A 25,517-nucleotide genomic window follows, 5' to 3' on the forward strand; every position below is an offset into this window, starting at 1 on the left:
GGCGGGTTTCCACCTGATTTATTCATGAAAAGAAGTAGAAATGACAAAAGGCACTCAGAATGAATACATTCCGAATGCCTTTTGTCTACAATCTGAGCTGTCCTGTTTTCAGGGCAGCTTCTTTGTTTGCGTCTTATAACGGATCTAAACAAAATATTCAAGTTCAAGGCAGGAGCCCGGACGCCGGAAATCCTTTTTACATATGTATAGGGAGAAGCCTAATAGGCGATATAAGGGAGGAATATCTAATGAATGAACAATATAGTTATCCGATGAATTCCAATTATATCTCAGGTTATCCTGTTAGCGGTTATGAACGGATGTATCAGACCTACGGAGGTAACTGGGAAGAACCTGTACAATCCTATGTTATGCCGCACAGTAACTCTTTACCGGTTCATAAGTATGCTGACGATTTGGCGGGAATCCTCCTCGTATTATTTGTTTTACTTGTTATCATCTCCAAGATCTTTCTTTAAGAGGTGCTAAAATTGGATAGCCCCCGTACCTAGGGTCCGGGGGCTGCTATGTGCAAGGTCGCCCGCGTCGTGTCGATCGCGAACAGCTTGCGATTATTTAATTGATTTAACCTGTGGTTGCTAAATGCAGTGCTGCAATAGCTAACGATTCCTCTGGTGAACGGTGTTGTTCACACTTGCCGAGAATAACTGACTTTCACACAACAAAAGCCCTACCTCTCTTTTGTCCTTGCGGCTCCGAAGACCGCGCCAGTTTGAATGAAAATAAAATCTAAAATCTTTGTTTGGGTTATAACGCGATTCTTACTTCATGAGGTTTAATGAAGGAATTATTCTACTTTGAGGAATATGAATGGGGTTAAATACTACAATGCTTTTCATTATATCATAGTACAAGCTATAACACAAATATATACGGCCTGATATACCAATATGATATATTTTCGGATTCATGGAAATCACTACTGGTTAATAATATAACAAGCAAGTAACGACATCCCTAGAGCTCAGGGTAATGGATTACAACAGTGAGAAACAACAAAAACATTACTATAAATGACGAGGAGATGAACGATCATGGATAACAACGTATTTAAAGGAAAATGGACACAAATGAAGGGTGAAGCTAAAAAACAATGGGGTAAACTGACAGATGATGATCTGGATGTAATCAATGGTGAGAAAGACAAATTGATTGGTAAACTCCAAGAAAAATATGGTCACACGCGTGAACAGGCGGAGACTGAATACAACAACTGGAGCAATACAAACGTACGTTAATAACGTAGTTTGTTTACAAATGAGAAGAGGATTGATTCTGCGGAATCGGTCCTCTTCTTTGTTTATGTAGAATTAAATCTCAACATGGTATGATTTCTTTTATAATTAGAGATATGAATTTTGCTTCTAAAGAAGGGAACGATGAATTTGCTCGGACAGACTCGTAAAGCAATTGTTATTGGAGCAACCGGAATGGTTGGTCAGCAACTGGTTACTGGGCTGCTTGAACAGCATTCCTATACAGAAGTCGTTATTTTAGTGAGAGAATCACTAAAGCTTACTCATCCTAAGCTCATACAAGTGATCGTAAACTGGGATGAGCTTGAGAAATATGAATCTGCCTTTCATCAAGCCGATGATTTATTCTGTTGTTTAGGTACAACGATTAAAAAGGCAGGATCACAGGCTGCTTTTCGTAAAGTAGATCTCGAATATCCCGTAACCGCTGCGAAGATAGCAAAGCGTCATGGAATAAAACAATTTATTGGGATTTCTTCGATGGGTGCCAACGCCAAATCGCGTGTTTTCTATTCCCGAACCAAAGGCCAGTTTGAAGAAGAGGTGAAGAAGACAGGAATCCCTTCTATTCATTTCGTACGACCTTCACTGCTTCTTGGAGATCGGAAAGAACATAGAACAGGGGAGAAGATGGGTGAGGTTTTCCTTAGGCTCTTTGATCCGTTATTAAAGCTTGGAAAAGGGCGGCAATTTCGTGCGATACCAGGCTCCCTTGTAGCAGCTGCTATGATTCGTATTGCCTTACAGGAACAGAAGGGGATACATATCTATTCTAATCATGAGATCAGAGAGATCGCAGAATCGCAGCCGCTGTCCCAGAAATAGACAAGCTACGCACATTTGACTACAATAACGTATAGAAAAGTATGGAAATTTTGAAGGAGGTTCATCCGTATGAGCAAAAACACGATCACAACTGAAAAAGCACCGGGTGCCATTGGGCCATACAGCCAGGCTGTAGAAGCAGGCGGGTTTATTTTCACATCAGGACAGCTTGGTATTGATCCGGCGACGGGAGAGTTTGGAGCAACTGTAGAAGAGCAGACCCGTTTGTCTCTGGAGAATGTAAAAGCGATTCTTGAAGCAGCTGGGGCAGGACTTAACCAAGTCGTAAAAACTACGGTCTTCTTAAAAGATATGAATGATTTTGTCCGTGTTAATGAGGTGTATAGTTCATTCTTTGAACAGCCATACCCAGCGCGCAGTGCAGTAGAAGTCGCTCGTTTACCAAAAGATGCGCTTGTTGAAATCGAGACGATTGTAGTAAAAGGGTAAGATCTCATTCCAATGATGTTTTATTACAAAAATAAAAAAGACTGCAGGCAAGCTAGTTTAAGCTAGTTTGGCTACAGTCTGAGACCATCGCTTTGGTGATGGTCTCTTTTTGCGTTCTTATTTTTTTCTCCGTAAGAAAATCCATACTGCAAATAAGAAAATGACAATGGCGAGCCCAATTGCTGTATAGGAGACTGCCAGGGTATCTGATTGTTTTACTCCGATAGCAATATAGGCCCATACGAACACAAGCGGCAGGATGAAGTCGTTATATCGATAGCTGACTGCAAAGGCAACGATGCTGCCGAGCAGCAGAAGAATGATAGCCCATGTTTGATCGCCAAGGTTGAATCCACTCCAGCCGAGTTTACTCAGCCATACAGTGATGTTAATCAGCGTTGCTACGCTAACCCATCCTAAGTAGATGCTAAATGGAAGTTTGACAAACCAAGTTTCTCCCGGTGTTGGAGATGGAATATCTCGTGTACGCACATACATTTGAATCAGTGAAAACAATAAAATAAGAATGACAAGTACGGACCAGCCAATCTGGAGATTCTGCCATAGAATGATCCAGCCCGCGTTCGCTAAACAGCTGATGAAGAACCAGATTCCAACCTGTGCTGTGGTATTTCGATTTTTTTGAGAAGGCAAAAACTGAAAAATAACAAACCCGGCAAGGAGAAGATAAATGACTGACCAGATAATAAATGCATATCCAGCCGGAGTAATTAATACCGGATAAAGTTCAGATACCTCCTGTGTTGTTCTTCCCCCGATCGGTAATATATTCGCGAGTGCGTTGACGACAATAACAAGAATCAAGCCTGCTGCATTTAACCATTTGTAAGCGTTGTGGTTGCTGTTACCTTGCATACGATGACCTCCTGTACTTAGTTTTGGAGAGGGTGAATATGTACTGACCAACGAGTCATGGAATACTTACCCATCTCTTAAAAAATTCAATCAAAAGAAATGCTTTCCTTGCAGGTGCTCTGCCGAAGTATAAGGCGGCAAATCACTTCATAATCAGGCATGATCGTGCTCTATTTTCTATATTATGTAATTATATCCGTGAAATATCATTCAATTTCCTTTAAGTGGGTTATATATAAAATAAAGTGGTTAAAGAAAGGGGAGTTCATCCATGAACCGAAAATCTTCACAGATGATGCAGCAGTTTATTTTCGTTGGTCCTGCTCTATTTTTCTTTATGCTCATCATCGCAGCACCGTTTCTGCTGGGGATGTATTACTCCTTCACGGAATGGAGTGGTGCCTCAAAAGATCCCGTTTGGATTGGGTTTGCTAACTTCACCAAAATATTTACAGACGACCCGGCATTTCTGAAATCGTTTACATTTACCGCTTTGTTTACGGTGGCAGGGGTCCTGCTCACCAATCTGATTGGATTTTTTCTTGCTTACTTTTTAACAAAACCGCTGAAGACGAAAAATCTGCTGCGAACTGTATTTTTTATGCCGAATGTTATCGGCGGGCTCTTGCTCGGATTCATCTGGCAATTTATATTTGTCCGCGGCTTTGCATCGGTGGGCGAAGTGACGGGGCTTGCATTCTTTAATCTGCCTTGGCTTGGGGATGAAACGACCGCTTTCTGGGCCATCGTCATCGTGTTTGTATGGCAGACCGCAGGATATTTAATGGTAATTTACATATCTTCTCTAAACAATGTACCGACAGACGTGCTCGAGGCTGCTCAGATTGATGGGGCCACCCGTGGACAGATCTTAAGAAGTATTATCGTTCCGCTCATTATGCCGGGAGTTACGGTCTGTCTATTTCTTGCCATCTCTTGGTCGTTTAAGATGTTTGATCTAAACCTCTCGCTGACAAAAGGAGGACCCTTCCGCTCCACGGAGTCGCTTGCGCTGAATATTTATAATGAAGCATTCGTGAACGGAAGATACGGGCTTGGTACAGCGAAGGCACTTATTTTCTTCATCGTGGTTGCAATCATTACCAGCATCCAGGTTCGTCTGACGAAAAGCCGGGAGGTGGAAGCCTAATGGAAACGAGCAAAAACTACCGTTTTTCTACCTTTTTTACCGAAATCATTATGATTTTAATCGCTCTATTGTTCCTCGTTCCGTTCTATTTCCTGTTTGTAAACTCGGTTAAAAGTTTTGGTGACCTGCTGACGAATGCGGCAGCATGGCCAAAAGCTTTTGAATGGGGCAATTATCAGCGAGCATGGGAGATTACCAAATTTCCAAAAGTATTATTCAACTCTCTATTTGTAACGATTGTCAGCAATTTACTGCTTGTCTTATTTAGTTCTATGACCGCCTACCGAATGGTAAGGCACAACAGCAGGTTTAACCGTATCCTCTTTGCACTGTTTGTGGCTGCCATGGTCATTCCTTTTCAGTCGATCATGATTCCACTCGTTAAGGTAACAAGCACCGTTGGGCTGATGAATAGTCACTATGGACTGATTATTTGTTACCTCGGTTTTGGCATACCGATATCTGTATTTCTGTTCCATGGTTTTGTGAAGTCCGTTCCTATTGAGATTGAAGAGGCAGCAAGAGTGGATGGCAGCAATGCGTATGGGGTATTTTTCCGAATCGTATACCCTCTTATGAGGCCGATGTATGTGACGATTATTATACTGAACACGCTTTGGATCTGGAATGACTACCTGCTTCCGTCCATTATTCTGCAGAATAGTTCACTTCATACCATTCCGATTGCCACGTATGCTTTTTTTGGACAATACACGAAGCAGTGGGATTTAGCTCTGCCTGCGCTGGTGCTTGGCATTACACCAGTCATTATTTTCTTCCTTCTGATGCAGAAGTACATTATTCAAGGAATCACCGCAGGTTCAGTAAAGGGATGACAGCTCATTTTATAATATACAGGAGGGGTTTATATTGAGAAAAAAAGGGATATTTGCACTCACTTCAATATTACTGTGTTCTCTCGTTGTTGCAGGCTGTGGTGGAGGTAAGGAGTCTGCTGATGGAAAGAAAACGATTAAAATCTTTCAATATAAGGTAGAAATAGCCGAAGCCTTTAGCCGTTTGATTACGGAGTATGAGACAGAGCATCCAGATATCAATATTGAGATCGAAACGGTGGGCGGGGGCAGTGACTACGGGGCTGCATTAAAAACAAAATTTGCCGGTTCCGAACATCCGGATATTTTTAATGTAGCCGGTTACCGTGAACTGGATACTTGGATCGATAGTCTAGAAGATCTCTCAGGAGAACCTTGGGCAAACGATGTGCTTGATGTGGCCAAAGAACCAATGACCAAAGACGGCAAGCTGTATGGTCAACCTTTGGGACTTGAGGGATATGGATTTATATATAATAAAGATTTATTTAAGCAAGCCGGGATTACCGAATTACCGAAGACGCTTAGTCAGCTGCAGGCAGCAGCGCAGAAACTTCAAGATGCAGGAATTATTCCCTTTTCGAACGGATATCAGGAATGGTGGGTACTTGGCAATCATAACGTAAATGTACCGTTTGCAAATCAAGCCGATCCAGTTGCTTTTGTCCAGGGATTGAATGAAGGAACGGAGAAAATTCCAGGGAATCCCGTATTCGAGGATTGGATCAAGCTGCTTGATTTGACACTGCAATACAGCAATAAGAATCCGCTGACCACGGATTACAATACCCAAGTGACGACCTTTGCTACAGGAGAAGCAGCGATGATGCAGCAGGGTAACTGGACACAGGTGCAAATCGATGGAATTAACCCTGATCTGAACTTAGGTATACTGCCGATGCCGATTGGAGATGATGCGGATGCGTCTGATAAACTTTTTGTCGGTGTACCCAATTACTATGTGGTGAACAAAGAGTCTGCTGTGAAAGAAGAAGCAAAAGACTTTCTTGAATGGCTTGTGACGTCCGAGACAGGGAAGAAATACATGACCGAGGAGTTTAAATTCATTCCTGCCTTTAAGAGTATTACGACAGATACCGAAGTGCTTGGCGATCTTGCTGCTGACATTATTCAGTATAGTGATGATAATAAAGCACTTAGTTGGTACTACAGTCGCTTCCCAGAAGGAGTGCCGCAAGAGTTTGGTGCTGTGATGCAGGCCTATGTTGCGAAGCCCGATCCTGTTAAGTTACTTGAAGATCTGCAGAAGAGTTGGGACAGCCTGAAAAAATAAAACGAAGGAAAATGATCTCGTTTATTCGGGATCATTTTCCTTTACCGTGTTTTTATTTCTCCTCCTTGAACATACTAAGCTTATCCATTTTGTTCAAAAGCTGGAGGAGATGATCAGATGAGAAAGTTTGTTTTTGTATGTGTAGTTGCAGTGCTTTTCTTCATGCAAACTGCTATTGTCATGGCAGAAGGACGCACGGATCATTCGAATTATTTAAATCCATCACTTGTGAATTTACTGCGGCAGGGCGGATATATTTTGTATGTAAGGCATGGAGAGGCAACGGTTGGAGAAGATCAGCCTAATTACGTACTCAGTGATTGCGCGACTCAAAGAAACCTTTCAGCACAGGGTAAACAACAAGCTGTCCTTTATGGGCAGAAGGTGAGGGATTTACAAATTCCATTGCAAACACCGGTTATCGCAAGTCCTTTTTGCCGAACAAGAGAAACTGCTGAACTCGCTTTTGGAGCGGGAAATGTTCAAGCAGACCCTTTTTTGACGAAAGTTTATAAGCTAAGCGGTCAAGTAAGTGCGGAAGAACGAGACAGTACCCTAGCTGAACTAACTTCCATTTTAGAGAAGACTCCTCCTGATGGCATGAATAAAGTCATCGTAGCCCATAGTTTTCCGCCGGGGGTTGGGCTTGGGGAGATTCCTTACTTAGGAACGGTCATTATCAAACCAAAAGGACAGGGAAATGGATATGAAATCGTAGATCTAGTTTCCTTTAACGAGTTATTAGGTTTATAATGTAAATTTACCGTATGAAATTACTTTTCAATGTAACTCATAGATATCACATAAAAATCGGTTCAAGCTTTCAGGCTATAACCGATTCTTTTTTTGTCTCCTATAGAAAAAAGTATGGTTTTGATTTTTAAAATGAACGATTTTCGTATATGATGAAGAGTAACAATCTAAAAGGGCTAACGGGTGACTTGCGATGAATCAACCATTATATGGAATTTGGCTCGGAGACGTATTTTTTTGTTTTTCTGGAGAAACGTCGGAACCCAGGGTCGATGCCTGGAGCCATGGAATACGTAAAATGAAGCTAAAAGGCGGTACTTACCGCCCGTTTCAACATGCAGCCTTGCGTCTTGCGGAACTCAGATGGCAGACGAACAAGGTACAGACCTCAAGTGTAGATCCAAACAAGAAAAAACGAATGGGAATGGGACGGACGCTGGAAGGACTCGCGCTCAGCCCCAAAGACGCATTCGAATTATTAATACACTGGAACAAAGAAGAGGCAGCCGGAGCAGGATTTGAAGCCGGAGAAGAAATGGAATATTGGTCGAAAGCAGCTTTATTTGCTTTGGAATTACTGCTCCGAGGTCAGATTGCTCCGGGGGTCGCTCCGGTGACAGCAACAAGCGGAAGAAGACGAGGAAATCAATCTGCTGTTAAGGGTGCTTGGCACCCGAGACTTAGAGAGAAAGAAGACATAGAACGCTTTGCGATCCTTGCAGAATCCATCCCTCCCATTGCACTGACAGCTACCGTTGTTTACGCGGATACGGAGGCAGGGTCTGTGAAGGAAGCAGGCGCTGCCGTGCTTTACTCTTTCCTTAGTCAAATGATCCATGCGCAAGTTTCTTCCGAAATTGCTGCGGTGGAAAGCAGCTTGTCTAAATACCGTGTAAATTATCGCAGAGGATATTCCCCATTATCAGAACTATGGTGGAACAGTCTGCTTACCGGTTCGCGGGAACTAAGCGTCCAAGGAACAATTCAAGAAATCGAAGAATTGTCTGACGCGGTTAGTGAGGCAGGAGAAAGTTCTCCTCCGCCGATAGAGAATGAATCTTCGGGTCCTGCTGCCGGGAAACTGCGGCTGGGGCTTCGGTTAGAGCCCTCAGAAGTAGGTTCTGAATGGAACGTTAGTTTTTGGGCTGAAAGTGAATCCGAATCTGATTTTCGGGTTCCGATTGAAGCGATATGGTCCCACCCTTCTCAGGAGGTAGACCGCGGTATAACCGTGTATGAATCCGTACAAGAACAGATGTTAAGGGAGTTTGGCAAAGCATGTGAACTGGCACCTGCGCTAGGATCCGGATGGAGCGGACCTCCCACATCTGTCAGAATGAATACCGAAATGTTCTATGATTTTATGGCGAATGCTGTTCCTAAACTCCAGAAGAGCGGCGTGACGGTCATGATGCCTTCAAGATGGAGTAAGGAAGGGAAACGAAAAACAGGACTTAAATTAAAAATGCTTCCGCACCCAGGCCGCGTCGGATCTGTAAAGCGATCCTCGACACTCGGGATGGAGCAGCTGGTTGCTTTTGAAGCAGAGGCCGTACTGGATGGGATTCCGGTTTCACAAGAAGAACTTGCAAGACTTGCAGCATCCACATTTCCTTTAGTCGAATTCCGCGGAGAATGGATTGAGATTGATCCTAAAGAAATCCGGCAGGTTCTTCGCTTCATGAAGAAGAATGAAGAAGGTACGATGGCATTATCCGAATGGATGCATCTAGTCGCAGAGGATGAGGAAGATGCGAACTGGAAAGGCCTTTCTATCTTTGGTGCAGAATCCTACGGAATGTTGTCCTTCTTGCTTGAAGGGCAAGTACTCAAAGGAATAGAGCCTAAATCGGTACCTCCTTCTCTGCATGGTAATTTAAGACCTTATCAAGAGCGGGGTTTCCAGTGGCTGTCTGCTATGCGGGACCTTGGGTTTGGGGTGTGTCTTGCTGATGATATGGGCCTTGGAAAAACCATTCAGGTTATTACCTGTCTGCTTGACTCCAAGCTCGCAGCGAAGGAGATCAGAGAAGCAGAACGTAAGCTTGAAGGAATGGTAGAAGATGAATTTGATACAGAGGGTCCTGCACTCATCGTGTGTCCTACTTCACTGCTGGGCAACTGGCAGCGGGAACTCGCACGATTTGCTCCGGACTTCAAATTATATATCCATCACGGTACCCAGCGTTTGCACGGCGACCGCTTCCGTGAGCAGGCAGAAGAACATGATATTGTCCTGACGACGTATCATCTGGCTGGCAGGGATGGAGCAGATCTTGCTTCTGTTCATTGGTCTTCTGTGGTGCTTGATGAAGCGCAGTACATTAAGAACTATCGCACGAAGCAGGCGCAAAGCGTGATGAAACTGTCCGCACCGCACCGCATTGCGATGACAGGAACACCAGTGGAGAACCGGCTTAGTGAGCTATGGTCTATTTTTCAGTTTCTTAATCCAGGATATCTCGGTACCGCAGCTTCATTTCGGCAGCGTTATGTAGCTGGCGGCGAGGAAGGGGCACAGTCCCTTCGTGAACTGCATAAGCTCGTGTCTCCGTTTATGCTTAGAAGGCTCAAGAGCGATCCTGATATCCGTAAGGATCTTCCGGAGAAGCTGGAACTGAAATCGTATTGCTCCTTAACGGTGGAACAGACGGCCCTTTATAAAGGGGTAGTTGATCAATTGCTTACAGGGATTGAAGGTCAAACTGGTTTTACACGAAAAGGTGTGGTTCTGTCCTCTCTAACTAAACTTAAGCAGATTTGTGATCATCCTGTACTGCTGGAGCCAAATCGCAAAGAACAGAGCGGACGGGTGGAACTGTCAGGCAAGCTGGAACGTCTGATGGAACTTACCGATGCCATTCGAGATAATGGAGAATCAGCACTTATCTTTACGCAGTATGTGTCCATGGGAGATATTCTGGTGAATCAATTGACTCAGCGTTACAATGAGAAACCGTTCTTCCTTCACGGAGGAATCTCCAAAGCGGAACGTGATGCGATGGTGGATCGTTTCCAAAAAGGCGAAGGTCCGTCTATCTTTGTCCTCTCCTTACGTGCGGGCGGTGTCGGTCTTAACCTTACTCATGCGAGTCATGTCATTCACTATGATCGCTGGTGGAATCCTGCCGTAGAGAATCAGGCAACAGACCGTGTATTCCGGATTGGACAGAAGAGAAACGTTCAGGTCCATAAACTGATCTGCCAAGGTACGCTGGAAGAACGAATTGATGAACTGATTGAGAGTAAGAAACAGCTGTCTGAGCAGGTTGTAGGTTCAGGTGAAAACTGGCTTACAGAAATGTCGGACGATGAACTGAAAGGGCTTGTTACCTTACAGGGAGAAATGTGGATGTAAGTCATGGATTTTCATATAGGAAAGGGTGAGGTGAAGGTGAACATCGAAGTAAAGGAATTTCAGCTGGAGCCTCACGGATGGAAGGCAATCGTATCTAGTAGAGTGAGGGATTCAGAAGATAACGAGATGGAATGCAAAGGGCATGTGAACCCCCTTGATGACATGGAGAAAAGAACGTTGCTTGAGCAGTTAGCAGAGTCTGGCTATCTTGTGTACACACTGATGGAAAATAAGCCGTTGCCGCCTGAAGAAGCGGCAATCCTAATCCCCTTCGCTACAGAGATGCAGGTAACCTGCACCTGTGAGAGCGAAGTATGCGAACATGCAGAAGCGGCTAGAATAGCAGCCGCTTCCTGGGCAGCCCGTGAGCCGCTGTCCCTCTTAAGCCTGCTAGGCATTACACGCACAGCGCTCCTTGACAGTGTATTCGGCTCTTGGGCAGCCGAATCAGAAGGGAAAACACTGCCTCAGGCAGCGCTGCTGCAGCGACCGGCTGCGCGAGCGGGCGGCAATGTCTCCGCGATCATGGATTACATCGCGGAGAGTGTCCAAGACAGCGCGCTCCACAAGCCTGGCCAGCGGCTGACAGAGGTGGAGCTGCATCTGAAGGCACCCTCCAAAATGGTGCCTCCCCCAAGCCTTGTATCGTTGCTGCCTCAGGCACCTACGGATGCTGCGCTGACTCATTTACGAGAACAGCTGTCCAAGCGGGCGACAGAATGGGCACCCCGCTTGGCCCAGACAAAGTCCGGGAGCAAGACGAAGTAAATACGATCATGACAGAGCATAAGAGATCTGAGTCTCATGACAATCCATGTCAGGGGACGTCAGCGTTCTTTTGCTCTGTTTATTTTTAGTCTACAATAGAGCGTGGACAAGCTATATGTGGATGGGGGAGTAATCGATGATAACGACGAAGATGAAAAGGCACCGCTGGACAATTGCTCTGCTGTCTACACTGTTAATGGGTTCGGTTTTACTCACGGGCTGTGAAGAAGGTGGACAAGGACAGAAGGAAGGTCAGAACTTGAATGCTCCGGCGACAAGTGATACATCTGAGGAAGTGACTCCAGATGGAACAAATGACAATAAGACAGATGGAACGGAAGATAATAAGGACGGTATAGAAACCGGTAAAGAAGATACAGAAACAGACAGTGTCATGGCTTTACGTGCACAAAGTTCACTGCAGAGCAGTATTCAGCAAGAAGGTGACCGAAGTGTTGTAACCAATGCGGAAGCAGTGACGGTCATTGTGAATAAAGAGCGGAGCCTTCCGGAAGGGTATGAACCGGACGATTTGGTTGAACCGAATGTTCCTTTTTCTTTTGACGGGCCTCATGAGAAACGTCATCTACGGAAGGAAGCTGCGGCTGCCCTTGAAGAATTATTTGCGGCAGCGAAGGAAGATGGTATAGAACTCCGAGCGGTGTCTGGTTATCGCTCTTATAACCGCCAAGTTTCCGTGTATAACAGCAGTGTAGAGCGTAACGGTGAAGAATATGCGGCAAGAGTAAGTGCGAAACCAGGCTACAGTGAACATCAGACAGGGCTTGCGATTGATGTATCTAGTCCAAGTGTCGGCAATGTAATTGAAGAAGTGTTTGGCGACTCAGAAGAAGGCAAATGGCTGGAAGAGCATGCGCCGGAATACGGCTTTGTGATTCGGTATCTCAAAGACCGGGAAGATATTACGGGCTATGTATACGAGCCGTGGCATATCCGCTATGTAGGCAAGGAGTTAGCGCCGGATATCGCAGAGAGCGGTCTTACCCTGGAAGAGTACTTTGATGAGGCAAATATTAAACTATAATAGGAATAAAAATAGAAGAAGGCAGCCCAGCGGGGCTGCCTTTTTGAATACAGGGACACAAGATATCAATGAGTCCATATTCAGAATGGTTTGTTCAAGTTGGTTTGTTCAAGTACGATGTTTCAAAACATAGCTGAATACGGGTTTATTCAGCTGCTTGTTCTACAACCAGTTTCATCGCATTTGCAATAGGAGGAAGGCTGCGAGTCGTAATGCCGTTATAAACGCCAATTACGTAGTCCTTTTCCTTAAGTGTAGAAGGATCAATTGCTTCTCCTTTGGGATCTACTACTTTCGTTTCTGAACTGATGTTAAATACGATGCCGCTAGCCGGCGATTCGTCTATGCCCTGACCTTTAAGGAGGATACTGCGTTCACCATTTTCATTAGTCGTTACTTCACTGATTGCACCTTCAGCAATAACAAGATCCGCTTTTGCCTGCTCGGTTACAGTAATCTTGTATACCGGAGATTGCGGAGGAAGGCTGAGCGTTGCAAACATCGCGTGTTCAGCTTCAACCTGATCGCCAACTTTGAGATCTTTAAACGCAAGGGCATCACCGCTTGCAAGTGCAAACTGCGTTTCGTCACTTACATGAAGAATGATTCCTTTCGCACCATTTCCATTGATATGAACGGAAAGTTTACCTTCTTCCGAAGACAACGAAGTGATTATTCCGCTTGCTTTTATTACTTCTTCTTCTGATGTATTCGCTTGATCTGTAGTAATTATAATTTGACTCCCTTCTACCGATACGTTGCCGTACAGAACCTCGCTGACAAAGTTCAGAGGAACATACTGCGTGTTATTGACTATCTCAGGTGCTTGTCCTAATCGAACGAGCATCTTATTTACATTATAAGCATCTTCCCCTGTCATAATGGAAGTCCACTTAATTCCTTTGGTAAGCTCACTTGCTTTAGTTTCTGGTACCCATTTTACTTCCATTCCAAGTGCTTCTGCTAGAGAACGTACAGGAATCATGGGTTGTGCAGCTGTTGATACTTGGTAACCATCCTCGATAGCCTGTCCATTCACCGTAATCGTAAATACCTCTTTAAGATTACTTGAGATCGGCACTGGAGTACTCGCATCTGCATATGCGTAGAGGGAACTACCGCCTAGAGCAAGAGTTAGGGCTGCCGCAGCTACGCCGGTTTTCATTCTTTTGTTCATGTGTCTTCTCTCCTTCGTTGTTGTTTTGTCATAAGACGATGACATCTTTCAGACGAAAAACACGGGAGTAAGGTTGCACTAGCGTAAAGGGCCTAGTAGGCGATAATCTGGTTTCTGCATACTTAGTATGTATTTAACCTGCTCAGAAATAACGAACAGAGATTTAGATGAAAATATAAAAAAGTTGACCAACGATTAAGCTTTAGGGCGATGGATAAGAATTCAACACACGTTAATGATAGTAAAGCATAAAGTACGTGCATAAAGTACGACTAACAAAAGATACATTAATTGCAAATGATACGGAAAGTTAAGGTTCAATTTTTACATTAGCAGCATACCAATGCCCGTTCTTAAGCTTCAAATCCATGCTCACCGGTTCCTTAAATCCGAATTCAGTCTCATCGTATGCGTGCGTTACAAATACTTTGGCAACAAAAAAGAAATGGAGCGGAACCGCGATACCTATGCTGTGTTTGGAAGAATCATAGGAGAATGCAGCAGTAGTCGCTCCACTGGTAACCGGATTTATTCTATTGAAGACAGACGGATCCATGTATTCTTGCTCAGTAGGATCTGCTGCCATGGCTTTATCCAGAATCGTTTCAGTATCTTTCGCAATCCAAAAGCCAAATAGAATGTACAGTAATGCAAATGAAGCGGTAAAAGCCATAATCCACACTTTTTTATTCATATTTTTCCTCCTTAATCATTGGTAGATAGTATAAACCTTTCTAACTTTTCGATCAAATTATATACTTTTTTATAAAAATATGGGTATAAGCACTAATAAACGGACTTGCGAGAAATAGTTCAACGTCATAAACAAACGAATATCACAAACCCAGGAATGTCACAAACCAAGGAATGTCACAAATCAAGGAATATCACAAATCAAGGAATGTCAGAAACCAAGGAACATCAACACAATAAGACATAAAAAAAGTAAGGAGCCCGGGCTTTTCAGTCCTAGGCTCCTTATTTATCTTACAGCCATAAAACAATCATAGAACAGTCATAGAACAGTCATAGAACCCTAGGGTTCCCAAATTACCGTGGTATAAGGAAGTGTGTCATAGCTGCTGGCCCAATAATACCCAGGAGCCATCATTCGGCGAGGCTGGAACCCGATCTCTCCGGAAGGAGCGCTTACCGTTTCGGAAGAGGATTGGAATATCCCATCTGCGGCAGCCTTGGCGGTGACGTATTTTCCAGCCATCTGAGTGAATCTGCCGCTAACTTCAGCACGAAGCGGTGTCCTAGTTTCAAGATCCACAACTCGTAAGGTTACGATCGCTTTGCCTCCTGTATATTCAAATGTCATTTCATCGATAATCATTGGTTTCAAAGGGGTAGAAGTCGTTGTTGCAGAAATGGGCTCGCTAGGGTAACTTTCATTTCCCGAGAGATCGACCGCTGTAATTTTGTAATAATAAGTGGTATCTGCAAGCAGTCCTTTATCTGTGTAAGATAATCCTTTAGCTGTGCCTGCATAAGTAAGAGGCCCTGTTGCAAAATCAGGTTCAGTGCTCCGGTAAATCCGGTAATCATTCACTGCGGCATTGTCGAACGCCATACCATAACGCACATCAATTCGTTCGTGATCAAAAGCTGTCGCAGAGAGGGGGCCGCTGACTATGCTTGGCGGTTCCAAGTCGGATGGTGGAGCCCACTTCATTCCTCCCGGTCCCCACTTGCTTGGGAAGTCGATGAACGAAGTGTAGTGGTGAATGGCGATGCCGCCAAATGCCGGGCTCTCTTGCATAGCCGCATACACTTTATTCAGTTCATCCTCCATAAAGGTTCTGCCTTCCTCATGGAAGCTGATCGTTTCGGGATCTCCGCCATCGGCAATATCTTTGGTTTCTACACCGATGATGACGGAGTTTGGCTTGCCTATGGATTCAGCGTAGGCAATTTCCCCAAGTGCTTGCTCGATAATGCCTGCACTTCCATCTGCCTGATCACGGTAATTCATAATCGAAATGTAATCAGCGGTATCCTGAATATGTTCAGACAGCCATTTTGTTGATCCCTTCCACGGAATTGCACTGGCATCAGCGGAACTGTCATACCACCTTGGAATGGCAGCACCTACGGGGAAAGTGATCCCCGCCGCATGTTTCCGTTCCATCAGTGCTGCGAGCATATCCAGGTACTGAATCTGGACAGACGGTTTTTCTGACTTAAAATCAGGCAGGATATACGGCTCGGTATCGAGATTAATTCCATCAAACTGAGCGGAAGCTTCAGAAGCCAGATTATAGTTCAGTACTTTTTCAAATTCCCGAACTGCTTGGGTGCGGTATCTCTCGTAAGCTCCATAGTAGGGTGGTGTTGTACCGCCCGCAATTAGTGCCTGAACTTGATACCCATTCGCATGAGCCCAAGTAACAAACTGCTGTACTTTTTCACGGTAATCTTCCAGCATCGAAGCCCCGTTATAACGGTCAACGCCTAGATAGAGTGTAGTGATGGGACGGTCACTAAAAGTGGTTGTATCCGAAGTGAATCCCGCAAAAGTATCCCAGGAATTCGGATTGAGTATCAGGTGATAAGATGCCGTTTCCCAAATCCAAATTGCTCGATCTTGAACGGGAAGAGGCTCGGTAGCTCCATACACACGATCCATTACGGTACCGGAATCTCCAGAATTCTCAGATTTAGAGGAGGAGTTCCCCTGACCGATGGCTTGTGGATTGGGCGCTAGGTAAGCAGTGAGGCTGTATCCCGTATTCCCGTTTTGATCCGTTGCCTTTGCCTCCAGGCTATACTTTTGTTTTTTGTCTAGATGAGCAACTTCCCAAGCATATTTATAGAATCCTTCTGTTTCATTGTAGGAAGCAGGTTCCCAAGGACCTCCATTAACCCGAAGTTCAACCTGAGTGATTGTGTTTTTACCTTCTGCAGAAATATGAATGGGAATAGCTCCTTTGTCACGAGGCAGGGGAGCATCTGTTTCGCCTGGACTTACAATACGTACTTCGGGTACATTCGCGGCTGGATTATCTACATGGAGATGAATAAAAGGAGACCAAATCCCGTATCTCGTTCCGATATCTTTGGATTTAAGCGCAATTTCAATAGTGCCGTCTAATGAGGATGTATCTAAAGAATAAGACCAAGTTCCGCTGTTGTCTGCATCAGGGTCATCCATGTGCACATCATTTACCAATTGACCATTGACTACAATTTCGACGTCGAATACATCGGTGTACGTACCATGAAGTTCCAGGGCTCCTGGAGAAACGTTCTGCTCATCCTGATGAGAATCAAAGGTCACACGGGCAGCGGCTTTTACGGGAAGAGAGGGGAGGAGCAACGTAACGAGGAAGAACACCAAACAAAGTAATCCACATTTTCGCGAAAATGAAGTCATGTTCATCTCACATCCTTGTCAGTATGATGTAATTCTTATTGACGACATCTACTGGATAAATCACGAATACGACGAAGATGCGAATTCAAGTGTCAGCTTAAAGCGGTTACTTTTAATTATTATAAGAAAATAGGGATTAGAACCGAATGGGAGATTCATGATAGGTAATTTTTGCGAAAACATGAAAAAGCCCGATTCATAATGATGAACCGGACCTCACTATTCTCCTAATCTATTTCCCTACTTATTAAGGGGGGAATCTTCATAACCCGTATCCTTGTAATCCGTATGATCAAGCTTATTCAGCACCTTTTGCTGACGAATGATTTCCTTCGTTTGCTCCGTTCCCGTGTCATAAATAAGCTGATACAGTTCTTGAATGCGATCCGTAAACTGCTCATTTGCATCATCATGATCTGCTGATTTGTAGGGAACCGGTGTGCGCTGAAATGCATATTCGTCCTCTTTGTTAATCAATGACATCAGATCCTGCATTTGACCAAGTTCATCTTGAGACAGCTTTACCTCATAGTCCCCAGTTTCAAGCGGTTCTTGGTGAATAAGCTGCTGTGTGATGGAAACGTAATAAGTGTCCATTGGCTTTTTCCCCTTTCCATTTCATATATCCAGATAAAAGACAATTTACCTGTTTTATACACTAGTAGGACAGGGGATGAATCAGCCGCATAGATAGATTACTTCAGATGTCTCGGTAAAGCAGGTACTTCCCGCATCGTTTTTTTCATTTTTGACTTACAGAGCGGGCAAGGCGGCGCTTCCTCCTTCGGTTTGCCGGCGTGCTGACGAATCCAGGCAGGACAAGTATCTGATGTGCATGACCATACCGGAACGGTCTCCATCCGCTGCGAGCTTCCTTTCATAGGAGAGGAAGAAGAGCTGTGTATCTTGCTTTTCGAGTGGAAGCGGTCTTTGTCCGTATTTAAACGTTCTTTGGCACTCTGTTTCTTGTGGCCTGTATCTTTGACGCCGAAGGCTTCCAGCAGAAATCTAGAGACAGGAGCCGGCTTACCATGCTGACTAGCAGGTGAGGTAATGAACAATCGCTGCTTCGCACGCGTAACAGCAACATAAGCAAGTCTGCGTTCTTCCTCTAGCAAAGCTTCATCCACTTCTTTGGCAGCTGCGCCCGTCAGTGCCGCTTTTCGGTCCTCAGGCACTTCTTTGGTTAGAGCAGAACTATGCGGAAGAATTCCTTCACTTGCACCAATCCAGTAAACGCAGGGGAATTCGAGACCTTTGGCTCTGTGAATCGTCATCAGCTGTACGGCATCTTCATTGGCTGCTTGCAGAGCTTCCATCTCTTTATGTCTTCGGGATAGTTCATCTGCAAAGGTGACAAAACTCTCCACGGTCTCAAACCGTTTTACAGAGGCCTCAAGCTCATCCAGTGTTTCCATAATTGTTTCTTTATAGTGCGTGTAGATGCTTGGATCGCCGCTCTCAAGATACGAATCGTAGAACTGTCTGCGCATTTCCTGAATCGCCGCAAGCGGAGTCATCGTCTGCAGCTGCTTAATCAGTTTAATTCGTTCCTTGACCTGTTCTTGCTGAAAAGGTTTCAGACGATCCCATCTCGAAAAATGAATGAGCGGATATTTTTTAGGCTGCAGCTTCTCTTGTCCTGCCAAGTATTCGAGACCTGCTTCACGCGAGATATATAAAGGGCCGAGTGTACTTGGAATCGCATCAAAATTACGCGGGTGAAGAGATAACCTTAGGTGATCCATCAGCGGCTTCACTAAAGTCTGATCGTAGAAGACAGGGGTAGCCCCGTATTGTACAAAAGGAATCTCTTTTAGGACTAGCTGTTCAAAAATAGCACGGCTGCTGCTTGCTGTCCGGTGCAGGATCGCAATATCCTGGTACGAAAGGTGTCCTTCTTCTATTATCTCCTGAATATGACTGACGACCATCGCTGCCTCTTCTTCCACTCCAGAAGGAGTGGCAAACAATGGCTGATACCCAGGCTTACCAGCGGAAACCAGTTTTTTATACCGACGTTTCTTGTTATAACGTACAATCTCTGTGCCAAGTCCAAGAATGCGAGCGTCGGAACGGTAATTAATATCCAGTGTAACGATCGATGCCCGAGGATAGACTTTATCAAAATCAAGAATCGCTTCTTGTCTTGCTCCATTAAAGGTATAGATCGTCTGGTCGTCATCACCGACTACCATGAGGTTCCGGTGGGAAGCTGCGAGTTTACGTACAATTTCGTACTGAAGACTGTTGGTATCTTGGAATTCATCCACCATAATATATTGGAATCGTTTCTGAAGCGGGCGCAGAATGGCAGGATCATTCAACAGTTCCGCAGCTCGCAGCAAAATATCATCAAAGTCCATCTTGTGACGTTCTTTCTTCCATGCTTCATACCCAGTAAGAATCTGTTTTACCTCTCTTTCTTCCTGTGACGTCTCTGGAAGATCTTCGGTACGTTTACCTTCCATCTTCCAGGTAGAGAGAGAAGAGAGCAGGCTTTCCGGCTGAAATGCATCGCTTAATCCATGCTTGCGCTGAATCATTTTTATTACGGTATGCTGTGCTCTCATGTCACCAAAAATATCTTCCGTTACCCCGTAGTGACGAAGTAACATTAAAGCGAAGGAGTGGAATGTTCTTGCTTGTACAGCTCTTGCAGCAGCAGAACGAATACCCGGAAGTGTCGAAATACGAGATTTCATCTCTGCAGCGGCTTTACTAGTAAAAGTGACGAGCAGGATACTGCCGGCAGCTACGTTTCGAACTTTAATAAGGTAGCCGGCCCTGGCCGCAAGAACCGTCGTTTTCCCGCAACCAGCTCCTGCCAAAGTTAAAATAGGACCGTCACCATGCCTTACGGCTTTAATCTGTGGACCGTTCAGCAGAATACCGGCTTCCTCGAGCGATCGGAAGTATTCGGCATCTGGTTCCGTATCGTGAACAAGCTCCAGGCTTGTTTGTTCGGGCGCTTCCTTCGCCTTAGGCATTCGGGCACTCGAAGGGACCCCTAAAGGGCGAGGATAAAATATAGGATTTGTGCTATACATAAATGGTGTACACCTCATCTAAAATCAAAGTAAAACATTGCCCTTTTCACAAGAGGGTTGTAAATTTGGTATGATAGAGTCATAAAAACATCTGATGAATGATAAACTTTAAGGTAGATTACATATAAGATGGTTACTTGTCTGCATGTAACAGACTGTTCTATTATACCGAAACTATCAATTCAAGCGAAGTATACGGTATAATTTGACGATAAAGTTTAGCATAGGGTGTTATTGCTGTAATAAGGTACTGAAAGGTATAAGCTGCAATGCTTGCAACATGCAACTTGTTACATGGAATGAGGAGGAATGAATCGCATGAACTTTTTACAACGAATTAAAGACGGGGCAGGGCGTGCGACTGAGAAGGCACAGCATGCTGTAGAGATTAACAAAATCAATTCGCAAATTGCGAACATTAAGCACGACATGTCCGTGAACTATACAGAAATGGGCCGTATCTTCTATGAGGGATATCGTGCACAAGATATGTCTTTAGCGGAAGAAAGAATGATGGAACTTTCGGCAGAATGCGACACGCTTCAGGATGAGATTGATGAACTGCGTGAGAAGATTGCACTGCTGAAAAACGAGCGGGTTTGCGTCTGTGGTCATGTATCGGATCTGGATGCTAATTTCTGTCCCAAATGCGGCCGTCCTTTAATAGGAAACGAGAAATCGGCTCCGGCAGCACATGCACAAGCTAAACCGGAAGCGGCAGCTACCGTTGCTGAAGAAGAGGTAGAAGAGGAAGAACTTTTCCCCGATCTGCTTTTGGCTGAGGAAGAGATTCCTAGTGAGAATTATGATCTAGGAGACTTCCTGCCGGAAGAGAAAGAAGAGTTTGACGCAGAGTGGGAACGCAGACGCTTGGAAGAGATGCAGCGCGAAAGCGAGAGGCAGCAGGAGCTGGATGAGCGTATAAGGTATTGGAAAGAGAACAATCAGCACCAAGAAAAAGTGGAAACGGAACTTCCGCGAGAGACCGTAAAGTGTCAGATTTGTGCAGCGGAGCTGCCAAAAGGCTCTAAATGGTGTCCGCATTGCGGAGCAGAACAGATTTAATCTCAAAGATTCAGAATAAGTACAGGTAACGTCTAAAAAACCTTTCTCTATCCTAATAAGGATAGAGAAGGGTTTTATCTGTTTTGTCCAGTTGGCTAAGTTACCTTTTCCATTCCTTTAGTTTCTCAAATATGGTGAGATAGTAACTGGGCTGCCTTGTCACAAACTGTTCTGCTCTGATGGTTTCCATGAAGAGTGCTTCTGGATCACCTTCATTCTGACTATGAATTCCAGTGGCTTGCACTTCCGGTACTTTATTCTCGAACAGCTCTATCAGATCGGATAGCAGAGCTTCATAAAGCCCTTGTACTTCACTTTGCTGCAGCTGATATTGATATAGCGGCTGAGCATGAAGATAACCAAATACAGAGCTGATTTCGCGGTCATTGAAGGGAACCCCGTTTACTTCACCATATAACTCCTCCTTCACCTCAACCAAAGGTATAAGCTGAGAGTAGGGAACAGCTAGTCCCAGTTCTTCCTCAAGTTCTCTTGCGGCATCTTGCACCGTTTCACCTGCAGAGAGATGCCCTGCTGCGGTAATATCATAGCAGGAAGGAAAAGTATCCTTACTGCTCACCCTTTTTTGAAAAAGCAGTTTACGCCCTTCTTCTGTATCTCGTATGATCCAGCAGTGAAACGATTTATGCCAGTATCCTTTTGCGTGAACTTCAGAACGGGGGGCAGTGCCGATCCACTTTCCATCTTCATTGTAAATATCAAATTGCTCTTCTTTTATCATAAGTTTTGTACCTCCCGTGTAAGAATAACGCTTTACTACAGATTTACTGCGTTTTCTGTTAGCATGATTACATACAGTTTGGGGCAATGTAGTTATTATATAGGTTTAAACGAATAAGGGGGAGATAAAGAATGGAATGCATCGTTCGTTTTCAGGTTATCTACAAAAATGAAGAGCCTAAGAATTTAAGAGGTCTTATTATGGTCGGAGATAAACAGGAAGCATCTACAGATCAATTAATCCCAATGTTTAAAAAAATAGGATTTGATGTCATGGTTGAAAATAAAGATGATCTTACTTTTAAACCGGTTCGTTCGGATGAACCGTATACTCGAATTCGTGTCACAGAACTCGATACCGGGGAAGAAGTCTACCGGGAAGATGCAAATCTAAGACAGATCCTCGAAAATCTCATGCCTAGATCCCCAGGGCTTTAAGTTTTTGCCTTTTCTGTCCCATGAACGGGTTCAAGAAGGGATGTACAGTGTGAACAACGTGTCGCTTCAAGCGGTATATCCGATATACAATAAGGGCATGCCCGTGTCGTTTTCTTCGGCTCGGGTTGTTCTTCTTTACGTTTAAAGCGGTTGATCGTCTTGACGAACATAAAAATACAGAATGCTACAATCATAAAATCGAGAACCACATTAATGAACTGACCGTACCGGAGAACAGGAATTTCGGCTTTCTCTGCCATGGCAAGCGTTGTGTATTTACTTCCTTCGAGGGTGAAAATCCCTTTTTCCAGCGGCAAAAACAGCTGTTCAAAGCTGCGATTTCCTAAAATCAGTCCGATCGGCGGCATAAGTATATCATTAACGAAAGACGTTATGATTTTTCCGAATGCTCCGCCAATAATGACACCTACTGCCAAGTCAATGACATTTCCTCGTACGGCAAATTCTTTAAATTCGCTGATGATTCCTTTCAAGCAAATGCACTCCTAACATCGTATTATCGCTACCTTCACCTATTTAATCATTGGATAGACACTCTTGGAAAGCGTTAGGTAAAAAAAATACGGAAAATAACACTTTCTTTTGCACTATCAATTCGGTATACTTCTACCATCGACCTAACATAAGCTGTCCGCACCTGGATTCAGGCAGATAAAGAGACAGTTTGCATTATTTACCAAATAAACTTACGTTATCTCGTATATGTGCTGGAATAGGCCAGCATGTCTCTACCCGATCACCGCAAATGATTGGACTACGGGAGAATTAATATAAGGTTACGATAGATAGAAGAGACGATATCGCTAATGTACCGTCAGTTCTGATGATCATTAGGGATGGATTTTTGCTTGTATCAGATACCTATGTTCTTCTCCCTTGCTTTTCTGCCGGTTGGGACGGCGGAAGAGAAGGGACTTTTTTGCATTTAGAGATAACAAATACGATAGCACCAAGGAGGAACAGATGATGAAGCTGTTAAAAGAGAAAGTATTAAATGAAGGAATTGTATTGTCGGATCAAGTATTAAAGGTGGATTCTTTCCTGAACCATCAGATGGATCCGATCTTGATGAAAGAAGTAGGACGTGAGTTTACGCGTAGATTTGAAGGCGAAGAAATCACTCGTGTACTGACGATTGAATCCTCTGGTATAGCACCGGGCATTATGACAGCACTGGAACTTGAAGTACCGCTTATTTTTGCACGCAAACAAAAATCACTGACTCTTCGTGAAGATATTCTCGTTGAGAAGGTATACTCTTTTACAAAACAGGAATCCAATGAAATCACCGTTGCCAAAAAATTTATGAAGCCAGGGGATCGCGTACTTATTATTGACGATTTCTTAGCGAACGGTGAAGCCGCTTTTGGACTTGCTCGCATTGTGGAACAGGCAGGAGCAGAAGTTGTCGGCATTGGTATCGTGATTGAGAAAGCATTCCAGCCGGGAGGAAAACTATTGAAAGAGAAAGGGTACCGTGTAGAGTCACTTGTTCGTCTTGCAGCACTTAAGGATGGAAAGGTTACTTTTGCCGAAGAAGAGGTTAACGTCTAATGTCTCGTGAGCGAATATTCGATCGTCATCGTCATCCAGCGAAGACATTTTCACTTGGCCTTCAGCACGTTTTGGCTATGTATGCAGGGGCTGTTATTGTTCCGCTGATCGTGGGCACTGCGCTTGAATTTACCTCGTCCGAGCTGACGTACCTCATTGCAATTGACCTGCTGGCCTGTGGGCTTGCTACGTTACTGCAGGTCTGGGGAGGTAAATATTTTGGTATCGGACTACCGGTTATGCTCGGCTGTGCATTTCAGGCTGTAGCTCCCATGATTCTGATTGGAAAGAACTTTGGCGTGTCCTATATTTATGGAGCGATTATCGCATCGGGATTATTCGTTATGATATTTGGTGGATTCTTCAGTAAGCTGATTCGGTTCTTTCCGCCGGTTGTAACCGGATCGGTAGTGACAATTATCGGTCTTACCTTGATTCCAACCGCTTTGAACGATCTTGGTGGAGGTCAAAATGAGCCCGATTTCGGAAGCATCTTGAATTTATGTATCGGTTTTGGAGTTCTTATTTTCATCATTCTCATGAATCGTTTCACAAAAGGCTTCTTGCAATCTATTTCGATTCTGCTCGGTCTTGTGGTAGGTACGATCGTGGCTAGTTTCTTCGGCAAGGTAGACTTGACGCCAATGCTAGAAGCAAGCTGGTTTCGTGCACCAGAGCCGTTTCACTTCGGCACACCCAAATTTAATATCTCTGCCGTTCTGACGATGATCCTTGTTGCGATTGTCAGTATCGCAGAATCCACAGGGGTGTTTATGGCTCTCGGTAAGATTCTGGACAAAGACTTGAATTCGAAAGATCTAGCCCGCGGATATCGCGCAGAAGGTCTTGCGATTGTTATTGGTGGTATTTTTAATTCATTCCCTTATACAACGTATTCTCAGAACGTAGGACTTCTGCAAATGAGCCGCGTAAAAACACGTGACGTCATCGCAGTGGCTGGCGGACTGCTAATTATCATTGGTTTTGTACCGAAGATTGCAGCTACCGCACAGATGATTCCTCATTCGGTACTCGGCGGCGCTACGGTAGCCTTATTCGGTATGGTGGTATCCTCCGGTATTCGTATGCTAGCTGAACAGGTGGACTTTAATCGGTATGAGAACCTGCTGATTATCGCTTGTTCTGTGGGAATGGGACTTGGTGTTACGGTCGTTCCTGATTTATTCGCACAGCTGCCAGAAGAGGCAGGGATTCTACTAAACAACGGAATTGTAGTGGGCAGTTTTACGGCAATTTTCATGAATCTTATCTTCAATGGGCTGGGTCCGGCGAAAGGAACCCCTGGAACGAAGTCTACTACTAATGAAGAAGTAGCCTAATGAATATGTTTACAGCAAAAGCCGGTTACATGATCTCTTGAGATCTTGTAACCGGCTCTTTAAATATATTAACCATTGATTCTGATGAAAAACTAAGGTGTTTAATGAGTTGAGTTAAAT

At 44.3% G+C, this 25,517-nt stretch carries 23 protein-coding genes and 1 riboswitch; of the genes, 15 read left to right on the forward strand and 8 right to left on the reverse strand.

From position 1 onward, the window contains the following. Nucleotides 1-248 precede the first annotated feature (248 nt). The 4 genes from QPK24_RS02350 to QPK24_RS02365 all read left to right on the forward strand — a co-directional run bounded on the left by QPK24_RS02350 (nt 249) and on the right by QPK24_RS02365 (nt 2,552). Nucleotides 249-479 (forward strand): hypothetical protein, encoded by a 231-nt coding sequence (locus QPK24_RS02350; protein ID WP_285745828.1) that lies wholly within the window; start codon nt 249-251, stop codon nt 477-479. A 576-nt stretch (nt 480-1,055) separates the two neighbouring features. Next, the gene (locus tag QPK24_RS02355; RefSeq protein WP_191800091.1) at nt 1,056-1,259 is read left to right on the forward strand and encodes a CsbD family protein; all 204 of its coding nucleotides are present in this window, start codon (nt 1,056-1,058) and stop codon (nt 1,257-1,259) included. Nucleotides 1,260-1,400: 141 nt separating this feature from the next. Next, nucleotides 1,401-2,102, forward strand: coding sequence for an oxidoreductase (locus QPK24_RS02360; protein ID WP_285745831.1), 702 nt, complete (start codon nt 1,401-1,403; stop codon nt 2,100-2,102). Between the two features lie 69 nt (nt 2,103-2,171). Beyond that, on the forward strand, nt 2,172-2,552 hold the full coding sequence (locus QPK24_RS02365; protein WP_213532969.1) for a RidA family protein: 381 nt from the start codon (nt 2,172-2,174) through the stop codon (nt 2,550-2,552). Between the two features lie 117 nt (nt 2,553-2,669). On the opposite strand, the gene QPK24_RS02370 is transcribed toward QPK24_RS02365, so the two are convergent. Continuing rightward, nucleotides 2,670-3,428: a TspO/MBR family protein gene (locus QPK24_RS02370; protein WP_285745833.1), complete on the reverse strand. Its 759-nt coding sequence runs from the start codon at nt 3,426-3,428 to the stop codon at nt 2,670-2,672. A 271-nt stretch (nt 3,429-3,699) separates the two neighbouring features. Here QPK24_RS02370 and QPK24_RS02375 point away from each other — a divergent pair, with 271 nt between their 5' ends. The 7 genes from QPK24_RS02375 (at nt 3,700) to QPK24_RS02405 (ending at nt 12,632) form a co-directional block, all read left to right on the forward strand. Beyond that, nucleotides 3,700-4,578 (forward strand): carbohydrate ABC transporter permease, encoded by an 879-nt coding sequence (locus QPK24_RS02375; RefSeq protein WP_285745835.1) that lies wholly within the window; start codon nt 3,700-3,702, stop codon nt 4,576-4,578. Continuing rightward, nucleotides 4,578-5,414 (forward strand): carbohydrate ABC transporter permease, encoded by an 837-nt coding sequence (locus QPK24_RS02380; RefSeq protein ID WP_285745837.1) that lies wholly within the window; start codon nt 4,578-4,580, stop codon nt 5,412-5,414. Before QPK24_RS02375 ends, QPK24_RS02380 begins: the two co-directional genes overlap by 1 nt. Before the next feature lie 34 nt (nt 5,415-5,448). Then, nucleotides 5,449-6,708 carry an ABC transporter substrate-binding protein gene (locus tag QPK24_RS02385; RefSeq protein ID WP_407082948.1) on the forward strand — a complete coding sequence of 420 codons (1,260 nt, stop codon included), beginning with the start codon at nt 5,449-5,451 and terminating at the stop codon, nt 6,706-6,708. A 117-nt stretch (nt 6,709-6,825) separates the two neighbouring features. Next, on the forward strand, nt 6,826-7,461 hold the full coding sequence (locus QPK24_RS02390; protein WP_285745839.1) for a histidine phosphatase family protein: 636 nt from the start codon (nt 6,826-6,828) through the stop codon (nt 7,459-7,461). A 193-nt stretch (nt 7,462-7,654) separates the two neighbouring features. After that, complete coding sequence (locus QPK24_RS02395) at nt 7,655-10,819, forward strand: DEAD/DEAH box helicase (RefSeq protein WP_285745841.1); 3,165 nt, start codon at nt 7,655-7,657, stop codon at nt 10,817-10,819. Nucleotides 10,820-10,822: 3 nt separating this feature from the next. Beyond that, nucleotides 10,823-11,587 (forward strand): hypothetical protein, encoded by a 765-nt coding sequence (locus QPK24_RS02400; protein ID WP_285745843.1) that lies wholly within the window; start codon nt 10,823-10,825, stop codon nt 11,585-11,587. Nucleotides 11,588-11,738: 151 nt separating this feature from the next. Beyond that, a complete protein-coding gene (locus QPK24_RS02405; RefSeq protein WP_407082982.1) occupies nt 11,739-12,632 on the forward strand; it encodes a M15 family metallopeptidase in 894 nt (297 codons plus the stop codon). A gap of 145 nt (nt 12,633-12,777) precedes the next feature. Here the strand turns inward: QPK24_RS02405 and QPK24_RS02410 are convergent, their stop codons facing one another. The 5 genes from QPK24_RS02410 to QPK24_RS02430 all read right to left on the reverse strand — a co-directional run bounded on the left by QPK24_RS02410 (nt 12,778) and on the right by QPK24_RS02430 (nt 20,238). Next, nucleotides 12,778-13,809, reverse strand: a complete 1,032-nt coding sequence (locus QPK24_RS02410; protein ID WP_285745847.1) for a copper amine oxidase N-terminal domain-containing protein — start codon at nt 13,807-13,809, stop codon at nt 12,778-12,780. 310 nt (nt 13,810-14,119) lie between these two features. Beyond that, nucleotides 14,120-14,503, reverse strand: a complete 384-nt coding sequence (locus QPK24_RS02415; protein ID WP_285745849.1) for a hypothetical protein — start codon at nt 14,501-14,503, stop codon at nt 14,120-14,122. Nucleotides 14,504-14,845: 342 nt separating this feature from the next. After that, the gene (locus tag QPK24_RS02420) at nt 14,846-17,188 is read right to left on the reverse strand and encodes an Ig-like domain-containing protein (protein WP_285745851.1); all 2,343 of its coding nucleotides are present in this window, start codon (nt 17,186-17,188) and stop codon (nt 14,846-14,848) included. 240 nt (nt 17,189-17,428) lie between these two features. Next, nucleotides 17,429-17,785, reverse strand: coding sequence for a hypothetical protein (locus QPK24_RS02425; protein WP_285745853.1), 357 nt, complete (start codon nt 17,783-17,785; stop codon nt 17,429-17,431). Nucleotides 17,786-17,883: 98 nt separating this feature from the next. Beyond that, complete coding sequence (locus QPK24_RS02430; RefSeq protein WP_285745855.1) at nt 17,884-20,238, reverse strand: UvrD-helicase domain-containing protein; 2,355 nt, start codon at nt 20,236-20,238, stop codon at nt 17,884-17,886. Nucleotides 20,239-20,556: 318 nt separating this feature from the next. On the opposite strand from QPK24_RS02430, the gene QPK24_RS02435 reads away from it, so the two are divergent. Further along, a complete protein-coding gene (locus tag QPK24_RS02435; protein ID WP_285745857.1) occupies nt 20,557-21,303 on the forward strand; it encodes a zinc ribbon domain-containing protein in 747 nt (248 codons plus the stop codon). A gap of 100 nt (nt 21,304-21,403) precedes the next feature. Here the strand turns inward: QPK24_RS02435 and QPK24_RS02440 are convergent, their stop codons facing one another. Then, nucleotides 21,404-22,045 carry an NUDIX hydrolase gene (locus QPK24_RS02440; RefSeq protein WP_285745859.1) on the reverse strand — a complete coding sequence of 214 codons (642 nt, stop codon included), beginning with the start codon at nt 22,043-22,045 and terminating at the stop codon, nt 21,404-21,406. Nucleotides 22,046-22,176: 131 nt separating this feature from the next. Between QPK24_RS02440 and QPK24_RS02445 the strand changes: the two genes are divergently transcribed. Next, the gene (locus tag QPK24_RS02445; RefSeq protein ID WP_285745861.1) at nt 22,177-22,482 is read left to right on the forward strand and encodes a hypothetical protein; all 306 of its coding nucleotides are present in this window, start codon (nt 22,177-22,179) and stop codon (nt 22,480-22,482) included. Here QPK24_RS02445 and mscL read toward each other — a convergent pair. Then, nucleotides 22,479-22,982, reverse strand: coding sequence for a large-conductance mechanosensitive channel protein MscL (mscL, locus tag QPK24_RS02450; RefSeq protein WP_285749039.1), 504 nt, complete (start codon nt 22,980-22,982; stop codon nt 22,479-22,481). The two genes, QPK24_RS02445 and mscL, sit on opposite strands and share 4 nt — an antisense overlap. Nucleotides 22,983-23,179: 197 nt before the next feature. Beyond that, nucleotides 23,180-23,280: riboswitch (purine riboswitch) on the forward strand. 189 nt (nt 23,281-23,469) lie between these two features. Between mscL and QPK24_RS02455 the strand changes: the two genes are divergently transcribed. Both QPK24_RS02455 and QPK24_RS02460 read left to right on the forward strand, forming a co-directional pair. Further along, nucleotides 23,470-24,057 (forward strand): xanthine phosphoribosyltransferase, encoded by a 588-nt coding sequence (locus QPK24_RS02455; protein WP_285749041.1) that lies wholly within the window; start codon nt 23,470-23,472, stop codon nt 24,055-24,057. After that, a complete protein-coding gene (locus QPK24_RS02460; protein ID WP_285745863.1) occupies nt 24,057-25,397 on the forward strand; it encodes a nucleobase:cation symporter-2 family protein in 1,341 nt (446 codons plus the stop codon). The genes QPK24_RS02455 and QPK24_RS02460 overlap by 1 nt, the downstream gene beginning before the upstream one ends. The last annotated feature ends 120 nt before the right edge of the window (nt 25,398-25,517 follow it).

Origin of the sequence: Paenibacillus polygoni (genome assembly GCF_030263935.1) — a bacterium.
GTDB lineage: Bacteria > Bacillota > Bacilli > Paenibacillales > Paenibacillaceae > Paenibacillus > Paenibacillus polygoni.